This window comes from Streptomyces sp. NPDC045287 (genome assembly GCF_056432325.1).
On sequence record NZ_JBWKJG010000007.1, the window covers coordinates 231,070 to 243,971 of the forward strand.

The following is a 12,902-nucleotide window of genomic DNA, read 5'->3' on the forward strand; positions in this document are numbered from 1 at the left end:
CACGCAGAGACCCGCCGGGCACAGGCAGAAGCCCGCGCCGGGCACGCGGGAGCCCGCGCCGGACATGCAGAAGCCCGCGGACTCTGCTCTCTCCTGCTAGCAAGGAGAGGTCGGCCGGATGTGCCGACGAGCCCGCGGGCCGGTGACTGCTTGGTGTACGGCAGGAGGCCTGCCGTCATGTGACGACAGGCCTCAGCCCGCAGTCACCTCACGCATCCGAAAAGAAACCACTTCCGGATCACCTCCTTTCTCGTGTGCTCCACACCCTAGGAACCCGACCCGCCCCGCTCAACCGAATTTACGGAACCACGTGTGTCCTGGGTCACGTTCCAGTTGAATGGCCGGGCGCGATGCGGGTGCACGCGCGTACACGTCTCGCAGGGGGTGCCGGGATGAGTGCGTCCAGGAGCGGAACGGCCCGGACGGACGGGGACCTGCTCAGCGCGCTGCTGGACGGGATGGACGCCGCGCTGTGCGCGTTCGACGCGGACGGCGCGGTCACCCACTGGAACCGCGAGGCCGAGCGGATCCTCGGCTGGCCCGCCGCCGAGGCCGTCGGCCGCCGCGGCCTCGCCGGATGGGCGGCGCGGCCCGCCGACGCCGCCGCGATCGAGGCCCGGCTGACGGCCGCCGCGGACGGGCCCGGCCGCGGCCTCCACGAGTTCGCGCTGCTCCACAAGGACGGCGGCCGGGTCCTCGTCCGCGTCCAGGCGTCCGGGGTGCGGGGCTCGGACGGGAGCCCGGCCGGGGTGTACTGCGCCTTCGGCGAGGTCCACGCGCAGCTCGACTTCGAGCGGTCGGTCGCGCTCAGCGAGGCCCTGTTCGGAGAGGCGCCGTACGGGCTCGTCGTCGTGGACGCCGACCTGCGCCCCGCCGTCGTGAACGCGCGGGCCGCCCGGGCCCTCGGCACCCCCCGCACCGCCCTGCTCGGCCGGCCCCTCGGCGACCTCCTGGCCCAGGGCGCCGACCGGCTGGAGGCGGCCCTGGAACACGTACTGGCGGAGGGCGACCCCCGCTCGCCGGTCGAGCTGTGGACGACGGTCCGCACCCCGGACGGGGAGCGGCGGCGCTGCTGGCGCTGCGGCTTCCTGCGGCTCGCGTCGCCGCTGTCGCGGCAGCCCGTGCCGCTCGGCGTGGCGTGGCTGTTCGAGGACGTCACGGAGGCGCGCCTCGCCGAGCAGGAGGCGGACCGACTGCGGTTCCGGGCCGGCCAGTTGCACCGGGCGGGCGCCGCCGCCGCGGAGTGCGAGGACCCGATGGAGGCGGCGACCGTGTACCTGGACTTCGCGCTCACCGGGTTCGCGGACGACGCCCTGCTGGACCTGGCCCGCGACGACGGCACGCGGCTGGTGCGGGTCGCGACCACGCCGGCCCGGGCGCCCGGCCCGGTGGCGCTCGTCGCGGGCGCGGAGCTGCCGGTGCCGTACGGGCCGGACCACCCGGCCCTGCGCGCGCTGGACCGGGCGGGCGCGGTGCGGGCCAGCGGCTGGTCGTCGGGGGCCGCGCGCGGGTGGGCGGCGGAGCGGCAGTGGCCGGACGGCACGGCGCACGCGCTGTGCGCGGTGCTGCGCAGCCGGGGCCGGTCGCTGGGTGTGGTGACGTTCCTCCGCTCGTCGAACCGCCCGCCCTTCGAACGCCCGGACGTCGCGTACGCGGAGAGCGTCGCCGTACGGATCGCCGCGTCCCTGGACCTGGCGGCCCCGCCGGGGTGAGGGGCCCGGCCACCCGTATGTGCGAATGGTGACGAATCCGTCACGTGCGGTGCCGGGCGTGCGTAGCGTCTGACGGCGACGACGTACGCGACGAAGGGCGGTCGACGGTGGCGCGAGGGCAGCGCAAGGACATCGACGGGTCGGAGAGCGTTCCGTGCTTCTACGGCAAGGAGCTGCGCTTCCAGCGGGAGGAGGCGGGCCTGACGCTGGAGCAGTTGGTGGAGGGCAGCTTCTACGGGGCGACGTACCTGAGCGAGATCGAGCGCGGCCAGCGCCGCATGCCGCCCGATCTGGCCCGGCACGTGGACCGCGTCCTGAAGACGGACGGGTACTTCGAGCGCGGCTGCGACGACGTGCGGAAGGCGCGCAAGGGCGGCCACGCCGAGTACTTCGCGGACGTGGCGGAGATGGAGAAGTTCGCCCGCACGATCGAGGAATGGGCACCGCTGCTCGTACCGGGGCTGCTCCAGACCGCGGACTACGCGCGCGCGATCGTCCGGGCGGGCGTGCCGCGCGCGGACGACGCCTACGTGCAGAAGAACGTCACCGCCAGGCTGGGGCGCGCGACGATCTTCCGGAAGGAGGAGCCCCCGGCGTTCTGGGCGATCCTGGACGAGTCCGTGATCCGGCGTGCCGTGCTCCCGCCGGAGGGAATGGCCGAGCTGCTGGAGCACATCGCGGGCGTGACCCGGGCGACGCGGTCCCTGCTCCAGATCGTCCCGACCTCCGCCGTCACCCACCCCTTCATGATGGGCATGGCGAAGATCATGACCTTCGCGGACGCCCCGCCGGTCGCGTACACCGAGAGCCTCCACAGCGGTCAACTCATCGACGACCCGCGGCTCGTGCAGCACTACCGCGAGTCGTACGATCTGCTGAGGGCCGTCGCACTGCCGCCTGAGACGTCCCTGGCCATGGTCGAGGCTGCGGCAGAGGATTACCGAAATGGCACACAGCAACGTTGACCTGAGCACCGCGCACTGGCGCAAGTCCAGCTACAGCAACGCCACCGGCGGTGACTGCGTCGAGGTCGCGGAAGGCTTCCTCGGCGCCGCGCGGTGGCGCAAGTCCAGCCACAGCAACGGCACGGGCGGCGACTGCGTCGAGGTCGCGGAAGGCTTCCTCGGCGCCGCGCGGTGGCGCAAGTCCAGCCACAGCAACGGTGACGGCGGTGACTGCGTCGAGGTCGCCGACGACCTGCCCGGCGTCGTTCCCGTGCGGGACTCCAAGGTCCCGGGCGGCCCCGCGCTCGTCCTCGCGGCCCGCGCCTGGGCGCCGTTCGTCGCGGCGCTCAAGGCGGGCCGCCTCACGGCGTGAGCTACCGGCGGTAGAAGATCCGGTCCGCGTACTCCTCCATCACGCGGCCGTTCCACTCGTGGCCCCCGTCGACGTTGCCGGAGCGCAGCAGCGGGGGCTCGATGCCGCGGCGGACCAGTTCCTCGGCCGCCGCGGCCATGACGGCCTGCATGAGGGCGCTGGTCACGACGGTGGAGGCGGGCGCGAAGGGCGCCTCGACGCCCTCGTGGGACAGCTCCGCGTCCCCGACGGCGATCTTGGAGTCGAGGACGATGTCGCAGTGGTCCTTCAGGAAGGTCCCCGAGGCGTTCCGGGGACGGGTCTCCTTCGCGTACGCCACGGACGTGACGCCGATGACCTTCAGGCCCAGCGCGCGGGCGTTCACGGCCATCTCGACGGGCAGGGTGTTCCGGCCGGAGAGCGAGATGACCACCAGGAGGTCGCCCGCGCGGGCGGGCGACGAGTCGAGGACCGCCGCGGCCAGGCCCTCCACGCGCTCCAGGGCCGAGCCGAGGGGCGCGGGCACCACGTCGACGCCGACCGCGCCCGGCACGGCGAGCAGGTTCATCAGCGCTAGGCCGCCCGCCCGGTACACGACGTCCTGCGCGGGCAGCGACGAGTGCCCGGCCCCGAACGCGAACAGGCGACCGCCCGAGGCGACGGTGTCGGCGACGGCGGCGCCCGCGGCGGCGATGTGCTCCGCCTCCTCCTCCCGGACCCGCTGGAGCAGGCCGATCGCGGCGTCGAAGAACTGATCGGCCAGCGTGCTGTCGCCCATCGGCACGGCCTTCCTCTCGTTGTGTCGCGGATCACGGTGCGGTCTGGACCATTCCCCTGTCAATACGGTGTCCGGCCACCGCTCCGTCCGGGGCGGCACGGCCGCCCACGGGATGCGCAACAATTGAGCCAGGGCCGCGCACACTGGAAGTCACGCATCGAGGGGCACGTATGTCCGGACTGATCGACACCACGGAGATGTATCTCCGCACCATCCTCGAGCTGGAAGAGGAAGGTGTGGTGCCCATGCGCGCCCGCATCGCGGAACGGCTCGATCAGAGCGGTCCCACGGTCAGCCAGACGGTCGCCCGGATGGAGCGCGACGGGCTGGTGACCGTCGCCGGCGACCGGCACCTGGAGCTGACGGAGGAGGGCCGCCGGCTGGCCACGCGCGTGATGCGCAAGCACCGGCTCGCGGAGTGCCTCCTCGTGGACGTGATCGGCCTGGAGTGGGAGCAGGTCCACGCCGAGGCGTGTCGCTGGGAGCACGTGATGAGCGAGGCCGTCGAGCGCCGTGTCCTGGAGCTGCTGCGCCACCCCACGGAGTCGCCGTACGGGAACCCGATCCCGGGCCTGGAGGAGCTGGGTGAGCAGGCGGAGGCCGACCCGTTCCTCGACGAGCACATGGTGTCCCTGTCCGAGCTGGACCCGGGCTCGGAGGGCAAGACCGTGGTGGTGCGCCGGATCGGCGAGCCCATCCAGACGGACGCCCAGCTCATGTACACGCTGCGGCGCGCCGGTGTGCAGCCCGGCTCCGTGGTGAGCGTGACCGAGTCGCCCGGCGGCGTGCTGGTCGGCAGCAGCGGCGAGGCCGCCGAACTGGACGCCGACGTGGCGTCGCACGTCTTCGTCGCCAAGCGCTGAGGCGCCCGCCGCCGAGCGCGGAGGTACTGGAGCACTCAAGCGCTCAACCGCTGAAGCACCCCACCGCTGAAGCGCTCAAGCACTCACGCACTGAGGCCCCGAGGGGCTCATCCGCTCCATCGCTGAGGTCTTGAAGCGTCCAAGCACTCAAGCGCTGAGGCCCCGAAGGGCTCACGCGCTCCATCACTGGGGTTCCGAAGCGCTGAGGGTGCCCGTTCCGCGCCGCCCCCGCCCGCTTCACCGGCCTCATCCGCCCTACCCGCGCCACCCGCCGCCCGGACGGTGCCGTTCCCCGGCCCGTCCGGGCGGCGCCGTTCCGTCCGGGGTCCGGCGCGTACCGTATGGGGTACTTTCGCGCGGAACGACAGCGGGGTGTCCGCGTGCGTGCCAGTCTGGGGCCAGGCCGGGGACCCGCCGTGGGGAGGGAGTCGCGCGATGCGCCGTCCGCCGTCCGCACCGAAGCGCGCGTCCACACACGAAGAAGGTCCCGGTGCCTTACGGCACCGGGACCCGGCCTCCCCTGTACTGACCCGGAGCCCCGAGCTCTCAGGGTCAATCCCGTCGGACCCTTTTCCCCGAGTGGTCCGCCTCCCGTTGAAGATCTCCCCTCGGCGGCGCCCGCCAATCCTTGAGAGGGGTCACTCGAACGAGCGATGTTGCCGCCGGCGCCCCTGTCTTCGAATTTATGTTCGATACTCTGGGCGGGGGTTCGTCCGACGCGACAGACGCGACAGAAGGGGGTGCCAGGGCACATGGCGCGACGCATCGATCTGACCGGGGCCGACGGCGTACGTCTCGCCGCCTGGGAGTTCGCCGACCCGCCCAAGGGACCGGGCGGCGACGGCACCGAGTACGCGGGGGGCGTCCTGTTCCTGCACGGCCTGATGGGCCGAGCCGCCCACTGGGCGGACACGGCCCGCTGGCTGTCCGGGCGGTACCGGGCCGTCGCCCTGGACCAGCGCGGGCACGGCCACAGCGGCAAACCGGCCGCCGGGCCCTACACGCGCGAGGCGTACGTGGCGGACGCGGTCGCCGCGATCGAACAGCTCGGGCTCGCGCCGGCCACCCTCGTGGGGCACTCCATGGGCGCCCTGACGGCCTGGCAGCTCGCCGCCGAGCGGCCGGACCTGGTCAACGCGCTGGTCATCGGCGACATGCGGGCCTCCGCGCTGGGCGCGGCGTCGCAACGGGAGTGGGAGGAGTGGTTCCGCAGTTGGCCGGTTCCCTTCGCGACCCTGGCCGACGTGCGGAAGTGGTTCGGGGAGGACGACCCGCGGATCGAGCGGCCGAACCCCGCGCGGGGCGCGTTCTTCGCGGAGGTGATGCGCGATTCGCCCGACGGGTGGCGGCCCTCGTTCTCGCCGCACCAGATGCTCGCGGCCCGCTCGACCTGGGTGCACGACGCGCACTGGGACACGCTGGCCCGGGTCCGCTGCCCGACGCTGGTGGTGCGGGGGATCGACGGCGAGCTGGGCCGCGCGGAGGCGCAGGAGATGGTCCGCGTCCTGCCGCGGGGCCAGTACGCGGAGGTGCCCGACGCGGGCCACTACCTCCACTACGACCAGCCGGAAACATGGCGCGAAACCCTCTGGACCTTCCTCGCCGCGACCGTCTGACCCGGCCGCCCCGGCGCGGCCCGCGCCGGGGGGTGCGCCCCGGGTGCGGGGCCGCCGGCCCCGCAGCGACGGCCCCGCCGCCGACACGGGCGCCCCCCGGGGCGCGGGGCCGTCAGGCCTTGCTCACGGCCGCCAGGATCTCCGGGAGCCGCCGGGACGTGCGGCCCGCCGCCAGGTGCAGACCGCCCCACGTCAGCAGCGCCCCCCACCCCGCGCCCAGCGGCAGCAGCGCCCACGGCTCGGCGGACGCCACGTGCGTCCACACCACCGCCGCGATCAGCGGGGCGCACAGCACCGCCGACAGCAGCATCCCGCCCATCATCGACGCCCAGGCCAGCCCGCCCTGCCCCGGCGCCGCGTTCTTGTACGCGCTGTCCTGCGGGATCGAGTACGGGAAGAACGCCGACGCCCAGGCGCCCACGCCCAGCATCGCCCCCAGCAGCCCGTACGAGAGGCCCAGCCCCTCCGCCAGCGCCCCCCAGTCACCGAGGACCGCGACGGTCACCACCGTCACCAGCGTCGCGTACGGCAGCGTCACCAGCAGCAGCGCCAGCGCCCGCGCCCGCAGCTCCACGTACGCGTCCCGCTTCGACGACACGGTCATCGCGACGATCCAGAACGCCGACGTGTCCTGACCGAACTGGTTGTACATCAGCGTCCCCAGCAGCCCCGCCGCGAAGCACGCCCAGTACACCGAGCCGTGCCCCTGGAGGGCGTTGAACACGGGGACGATCAGGCCCAGCGCGAGCGCCGTCACCCAACCGGACTTCGCCTTCGGGTCCCGCCACGCGTACCGCAGCGCCCGCTGCACCACCGCGCCCGTACGCCCCTCCGGCAGCAGCCGCGCCCAGCCGGCCCCGGAGCGGTCCCGACCGGTGTCCGCGCCCGCCGCCGCGACCGTCGAGCCGTCCGGCGCCGTCATCAGCCGCGTCAGGCTCCGCTGCCACCAGTACAGCAGCGCCGCCAGCGCCACCGCCGACAGCAACAGTTGCGCCACGGCCGTCCCGTACGCGCCGCGGCTCGCCGAGTCGACCGCGCCGACCGCCGAGGCGGGCGGCACCCACCGGACGACGTCCGCGACCGGCTCCAGCCGCGCCGCCCCACCCGCCTGGCCGAGCCGCTGCGCGCCGAAGTTGACGACCTGGATGCCGATCGCCACGACCAGGCCGCTCAACAGCGCCAGGTCCCGGCCCTTGCGGGACGTCAGCAGCCGGATGTTCGCCGCCGCGACCGCGCGGGCCAGCGCCAGGCACACCAGCAGCACCAGCGGCACCGCGAGTACCGCCATGGCCCCCGCGAACGCCCCGTGCGCCACGGAGATCCCCGCCCCCACCGCCAGGCACAGCGTGAACAGCGGGCCGATGCCCACCAGCGACGCCACCAGCAGCGCCCACACCAGCGGACCCGCCCGCAACGGCAGCATCACCAGACGCGTCGGGTCCAGCGTCTCGTCACCGCTCGGGAAGAACAGCGGCACCACCGCCCAGCCGAGCGCCGTCACCGCGGTCAGCAGCACCGCCACCGTGGCCGCCTGCGCGTGCCCCCGCAGCAACACCATGCCGAGCAGTTGCCCGGCCGCGAACAGCAGGGCGAAGACGATCGACACGACGAAGACGGCGGTACGGCCCGAGGACTGCCGCAGCCCGTTCCGCAGCAGCGACAGCTTGATCCGCACGAAGACGGAGGTCAGCGTCCCGGTGTCCGCGCCCCCCGCCGCGCCCGCGCCGGCGCCCGTGCCGAAGGCGCCCGCCGCACCGGTCCCGTACGTCATCGGGCACCCCCCAGCCAGTCCAGGGACTCGCCCGCGTCGCGGCCCTGCGCGCCGACCAGCTCCAGGAACGCCCGCTGCAGGGTCGGCGCGTCGCCGCGGACCTCCGCCAGCGGGCCGTGCGCGCGGATCCGCCCGGCGGCCATCACCGCGACCCAGTCGCACAGGGACTCCACCAGCTCCATCACGTGGCTGGAGAACACGACCGTCGCCCCGGACGCCGTGTACCGCTCCAGCACGCCCCGGATCGTCTGCGCCGACACGGGGTCCACGCCCTCGAACGGCTCGTCCAGGAAGAGCACTTCGGGGTTGTGCAGCAGCGCCGCCGCGAGGCCGATCTTCTTCCGCATGCCGGTCGAGTAGTCGATGACCAGCTTGTGCTGCGAGCCCGCCAGGTCCAGCACGTCGAGCAGTTGCGCCGCCCGCTTGTCGACCTCGGCGCCCGGCAGGCCCCGCAACCGCCCCGTGTACGCGAGGAGTTCGCGGCCCGACAGCCGCTCGAACAGCCGCAGCCCCTCCGGCAGCACCCCGATGCGGGCCTTCACCGCGGCCGGGTCCCGCCACACGTCGTGTCCGGCGACCTCGACGCGCCCCTGGTCGGGGCGGAGCAACCCGGTCACCATCGACAGCGTCGTCGTCTTGCCCGCGCCGTTCGGGCCGACCAGGCCGATGAACCGGCCCGCGGGCAGGACCAGGTCCACCCCGGCGACCGCGATCTGCTCGCCGAAGCGCTTCCCCAGCCCCTCCACGCGTACGGCGGGCGGCACCGCCTCCGGCGTCCCGCCCGCCACGTCAACTCTCCGGCCCTGCTCCGGCGTGGTCACTGCCGCCTCCCGCTGCCCCGTCGATCACCTGTACGAGCACAGCCTACGAACCCGCAGGTAGGGACGGGACCGCCGATTCCGGCAGACTCCGCGAGCCGCCACTGCCGGAAGCAGGAAGGACGGGGGCGGCGGAGGGACGGAGGGGACGGGGGTGGCGGAGGGCGGAGGGACGGAGGAGGAGGGCTCGTCAGCGGCTCCTCGCCGCCGCCGCGTCCCGGCCGCACGCGTACGCCAGCGGACTGATCAGCTCCTCCACGTCCGGCAGCCACCGGTTGGCGTGGGTCGGGCGGCGCACCCACTGCACCGGGCCCTGCCCGCCGCCGACCCGCGTCGGCGGTGCCACCACGTACCCGCCCTCGCCCTTCGCGACCAGGTCGATGCCCGACGGCGACCAGCCCAGCCTGCGGACCAGGTCCGCGACCTTCACGGCGGCCCCGGGCAGGACGAAGAACACCATCCGCCGGCCCGGCCCGCAGGCGACCGGGCCGAGCGCCAGGTCCAGCCGTTCCATCCGCGCCAGCGCCAGGAACCCCGCCGTCTCCGGAACGTCCAGCGCGTCGAACGTACGGCCCGTCGGCAGCAGGATCGACGCCCTGGGGTGGCTGCCCCACAGGCGGCGGGCCGCCACGGGACTGCCGGTGGCCTGGGCCGCCCAGTCCTCGCGGAACGGGTGCGCCCCCGGCGACGCGCAGGCCGCGTTCCCGCACGAGCAGCGCTCCCGGCCGTCGACCGTCTCCAACCACGTGCCGGGGAACACGTCCCAGTGCCGCTCCTCCGCGTACCGCACGGCGCTGTCCGGCAGCGGTCCCCCGTGCTGCCGGGGGACGTGTGCGGCCTCCGTGACTCCCATGGTCTCTTCCACGGACAGCACAACTGTCCACCGCACGGGTGGTTACGGGGCGCAGAAGTGAACGCCGTGGAGCACCGGTTCGGCACGCGGGGCGCATGGGTGCACGTCCGGGGGCGCGCACGGGCGGCGGAAGTCGCGGGCGGGTAGGCAGGGTCCGGGGGAGTGGCGGCAACGGCGTCACCGATGTCACTGGTGCCATGGGCGTCCGTGACGTCGACGACGCCGATGAGGCCATTGCGATATTCCTCGGGCATACACCGCGAACGCGGTGATTGCCGATGATTTGGTGTGTCATCGCCAAGTACTGCATTCTCCGGACATCAGCTGGGCAGTGATCGGGGCGACTGATCACCACCGGCACCACAGGGGGTAGTCATGGCAGCGAGGCCGCTCGTCGCCCGTCAGCCGAACGAACGGCTGCAGGCTCTCATCCAGGAGGCAGGTTGCTCCAACGCCGGGCTCGCCCGCCGCGTCAACATGGTCGGCTCGGAACGCGGGCTCGACCTGCGGTACGACAAGACGTCGGTGGCGCGCTGGCTGCGCGGGCAGCAGCCGCGGGGCCGGGCCCCGGGCATCATCGCCGAGGCGCTGGGGCGCAAGCTGGGCCGTACGGTCACGATCGACGAGATCGGGATGGCGAACGGCAAGAACCTGGCGAGCGGGGTGGGGCTGCAGTTCTCACCGACCGTGACGGGCGCCGTCGAGCAGGTCTGCGAGCTGTGGCGCAGCGACGTGGGCCGGCGGGACTTCCTCTCCGGCTCGACCGTCGCCGCCTCCGCGCTCGTCGAGCCCAGCCGGGACTGGCTGATCACCGGCCCCGACGCGCAGGTCGCCCGGAGCGCGGGCGCCCGGGTCGGCCTGGCGGACGTGCGCGCCGTACGGGCGATGACGGAGGCGCTGGTCGACCTGGACCACCGGTTCGGGGGCGGGCACGTGCGCCCCGTGGTGGTCCACTACCTGAACAGCGTCGTGTCGGGGATGCTCTCCGGCTCGTACCGGGACTCGGTGGGGCGGCAGCTCTTCGCGGCGGTCGCGCGGCTGACGGAACTGGCCGGGTACATGGCGATCGACACCGGCCAGCCGGGGCTCGCGCAGCGGTACTACATCCAGGCGCTGCGGCTCGCGCAGGCCGCGGGCGACCGGGCGTACGGCGGGTACGTGCTGGCCGCGTCGATGAGCCACCTGGCGGCGCAGCTCGGGAACCCGCGCGAGATCGCCCAGTTGGCGCGCGCCGCGCAGGAGGGCTCCCGCGGGCACGTCACCCCGCGCGCGGAGGCGATGTTCCTGGCGGCCGAGGCGCGGGGCCACGCCCTGCTCGGGGACGCGCGCACCTGCCAGGACGTGGCGGGCCGGGCCGTCGCCGCGCTGGACCGGGCCGACCCGGACTCGGGCGACGACCCGCCGTGGATCGCCCACTTCGACCACGCGTACCTCGCCGACGAACTGGCCCACTGCCACCGGGACCTGGGCCAGGCGCAGGCGGCGGCGCGGGCGGCGACCGAGGCGCTGGACGGCCACCCGGCGACGCGGGCGCGGCGGAGGGCGATCGGCCTCGTCCTGCTGGCGGCGGCGCAGGTGCAGCAGCGGGAGGTCGAGGAGGCGTGCCGCACCGGGGCGCGGGCGGCCGAACTCCTGGGCACGCTGCGGTCGTCGCGCGGCGCGGAGTACCTCGACGACCTCCAGCTCCGGTTGGAGCCGTTCCGGGACGAGCCCGCGGTACGGGAGTTCACGGCGCTGCTGGAGCCCCAGGCGGCGTAACGGCCGCACCCGTGTGCGGGGTCGGCGACACACCCGGTAGCGTGGGCCGACGGTTCCGTAGGTTCACACGTAGGAGTCCCGGTGACGCAGAGCGGACACGGCCAGGAGGGCCAGTCCTGGGGCCAGGCCCCTGGCCAACCCTGGGGGCCGCCGCCCCCGCAGGCCGTGCCGGCCGAGGATCCCGCCACGCAGTACCTGCGGCCGGTTCCGCCGGCGCCGGCGCCGCTGCCCCCGGAGCGGGGGCAGGCGCCCGCGGAGAGCCCGGCGGAGTCGACCCAGTTCCTGGGCACCGGCTTCGGCGCGAGGCCGCCGCAGTACCAGCAGCAGCCCCCGTACCAGCCCCACCAGCCGCCGCAGTACCCGCAGGCGCACCCGCCCCAGCAGTCCCACGGGCAGCCCCCGCACGGGCAGTCCCAGCAGCCCCATGGGCAGCAGCCGCCCCAGTCCCAGCACGGGCAACACCAGCCCCAGCACGGGCAGCACCGGCCGCCGCAGCCGGACCCGGACTCGGAGGCCACGCAGTACATCGCGCCCGTACCGGGGCACAGCGGCCCCCCGGCGGAGTTCGACAACCTGTTCCGCGACGACACGGCGGGCGCCACGCAGCAGATGCCGCGCGTCGACTCCTCCGCCCCGCCCCGGGGCCACGGCCACCGGCCGCCCCCGCCGTACGGCCACCAGCCGCCGGGTCAGCCCCACCAGCCCCACCAATCGCACCAGCCGTACGGCCAGCCGCCCCCGCCGTACGCGGAGTCGCGCGGTTACGACGACCACGACGAGCCCGAGCGGCGCCGCTCCTCCAAACTGCCGCTCGTCGCCGCCGTGGTCGTCGGGTGCGCCGTCGTGGGCCTCGGTGCGGGCGCCCTGATGAGCGGCGGCGACGAGGCGCCCGACGAGGGGGGCAAGGAGGGCGTGGTCGCCGCCTCGTCCCCGACCGCGGGCCCGGCGTCGTCGTCCGCGCCGGCCCCGGACCCGGTGAAGGCGCAGGCGGAGGAACTCGACAAGCTGCTCGCGGACAGCAACGACAGCCGCGCCGCGGTGATCCGCTCCGTCGAGAACATCAAGAAGTGCCAGGAGCTGGACAAGGCCGCCGCCGACCTGCGGGAGGCCGCCGGCCAGCGGCGGGAACTGGTGAACCGGCTGCGCGGCATCCGGATCGACAAGCTGCCGGACCACACGGAACTGTCCGCGTCGCTCACCAAGGCGTGGCAGGCGTCCGCCACCGCCGACGACCACTACGCGGCCTGGGCCGAGCAGGTCAAGAACCCCAAGAACTGCAAGGACGGCCGGGCGCGCAACACCGGCAGCACCGCGCGGGCGTCCGTGGCCAGCGGCGAGGCGACCGGTGCGAAGCGCGAGGCCGCACGCCTCTGGAACGGCATCGCCGAGACGTACGGCCTGACCGAGCGGCAGCCCACCCAGTTGTAGGGCGGGCCG

11 protein-coding genes are annotated in these 12,902 nt (G+C 74.3%); 7 read left to right on the top strand and 4 right to left on the bottom strand.

The window, feature by feature from the left end:
• The first annotated feature begins 392 nt into the window (after nt 1–392).
• The 3 genes from AC07D6_RS14555 (at nt 393) to AC07D6_RS14565 (ending at nt 3,029) form a co-directional block, all read left to right on the top strand.
• Nucleotides 393–1,712: a PAS domain-containing protein gene (locus AC07D6_RS14555; protein ID WP_479044382.1), complete on the top strand. Its 1,320-nt coding sequence runs from the start codon at nt 393–395 to the stop codon at nt 1,710–1,712.
• 107 nt (nt 1,713–1,819) lie between these two features.
• On the top strand, nt 1,820–2,677 hold the full coding sequence (locus AC07D6_RS14560) for a helix-turn-helix domain-containing protein (protein ID WP_479044384.1): 858 nt from the start codon (nt 1,820–1,822) through the stop codon (nt 2,675–2,677).
• Nucleotides 2,658–3,029 (top strand): DUF397 domain-containing protein, encoded by a 372-nt coding sequence (locus AC07D6_RS14565; protein ID WP_479044386.1) that lies wholly within the window; start codon nt 2,658–2,660, stop codon nt 3,027–3,029. The genes AC07D6_RS14560 and AC07D6_RS14565 overlap by 20 nt, the downstream gene beginning before the upstream one ends.
• A gap of 1 nt (nt 3,030) precedes the next feature.
• Here AC07D6_RS14565 and AC07D6_RS14570 read toward each other — a convergent pair whose 3' ends face one another.
• The gene (locus tag AC07D6_RS14570; protein ID WP_479044388.1) at nt 3,031–3,786 is read right to left on the bottom strand and encodes an SIS domain-containing protein; all 756 of its coding nucleotides are present in this window, start codon (nt 3,784–3,786) and stop codon (nt 3,031–3,033) included.
• Nucleotides 3,787–3,956: 170 nt separating this feature from the next.
• Here AC07D6_RS14570 and AC07D6_RS14575 point away from each other — a divergent pair, with 170 nt between their 5' ends.
• Both AC07D6_RS14575 and AC07D6_RS14580 read left to right on the top strand, forming a co-directional pair.
• On the top strand, nt 3,957–4,649 hold the full coding sequence (locus AC07D6_RS14575) for an iron-dependent transcriptional repressor DtxR (protein ID WP_315877211.1): 693 nt from the start codon (nt 3,957–3,959) through the stop codon (nt 4,647–4,649).
• A 752-nt stretch (nt 4,650–5,401) separates the two neighbouring features.
• Nucleotides 5,402–6,265, top strand: coding sequence for an alpha/beta fold hydrolase (locus AC07D6_RS14580; RefSeq protein ID WP_315877212.1), 864 nt, complete (start codon nt 5,402–5,404; stop codon nt 6,263–6,265).
• 112 nt (nt 6,266–6,377) lie between these two features.
• Here the strand turns inward: AC07D6_RS14580 and AC07D6_RS14585 are convergent, their stop codons facing one another.
• The 3 genes from AC07D6_RS14585 to AC07D6_RS14595 all read right to left on the bottom strand — a co-directional run bounded on the left by AC07D6_RS14585 (nt 6,378) and on the right by AC07D6_RS14595 (nt 9,728).
• Entirely contained in the window at nt 6,378–8,036 is a 1,659-nt protein-coding gene (locus AC07D6_RS14585) for a transporter (protein WP_479044391.1), read from the bottom strand.
• The gene (locus AC07D6_RS14590; RefSeq protein WP_391653091.1) at nt 8,033–8,857 is read right to left on the bottom strand and encodes an ABC transporter ATP-binding protein; all 825 of its coding nucleotides are present in this window, start codon (nt 8,855–8,857) and stop codon (nt 8,033–8,035) included. The genes AC07D6_RS14585 and AC07D6_RS14590 overlap by 4 nt, the downstream gene beginning before the upstream one ends.
• A gap of 187 nt (nt 8,858–9,044) precedes the next feature.
• The gene (locus AC07D6_RS14595) at nt 9,045–9,728 is read right to left on the bottom strand and encodes a bifunctional DNA primase/polymerase (protein WP_315877214.1); all 684 of its coding nucleotides are present in this window, start codon (nt 9,726–9,728) and stop codon (nt 9,045–9,047) included.
• Between the two features lie 354 nt (nt 9,729–10,082).
• On the opposite strand from AC07D6_RS14595, the gene AC07D6_RS14600 reads away from it, so the two are divergent.
• Nucleotides 10,083–11,465, top strand: a complete 1,383-nt coding sequence (locus AC07D6_RS14600) for an NsdA family TPR-like regulatory protein (RefSeq protein WP_315877215.1) — start codon at nt 10,083–10,085, stop codon at nt 11,463–11,465.
• 81 nt (nt 11,466–11,546) lie between these two features.
• Complete coding sequence (locus AC07D6_RS14605; protein WP_479044394.1) at nt 11,547–12,893, top strand: hypothetical protein; 1,347 nt, start codon at nt 11,547–11,549, stop codon at nt 12,891–12,893.
• Nucleotides 12,894–12,902 lie beyond the last annotated feature (9 nt).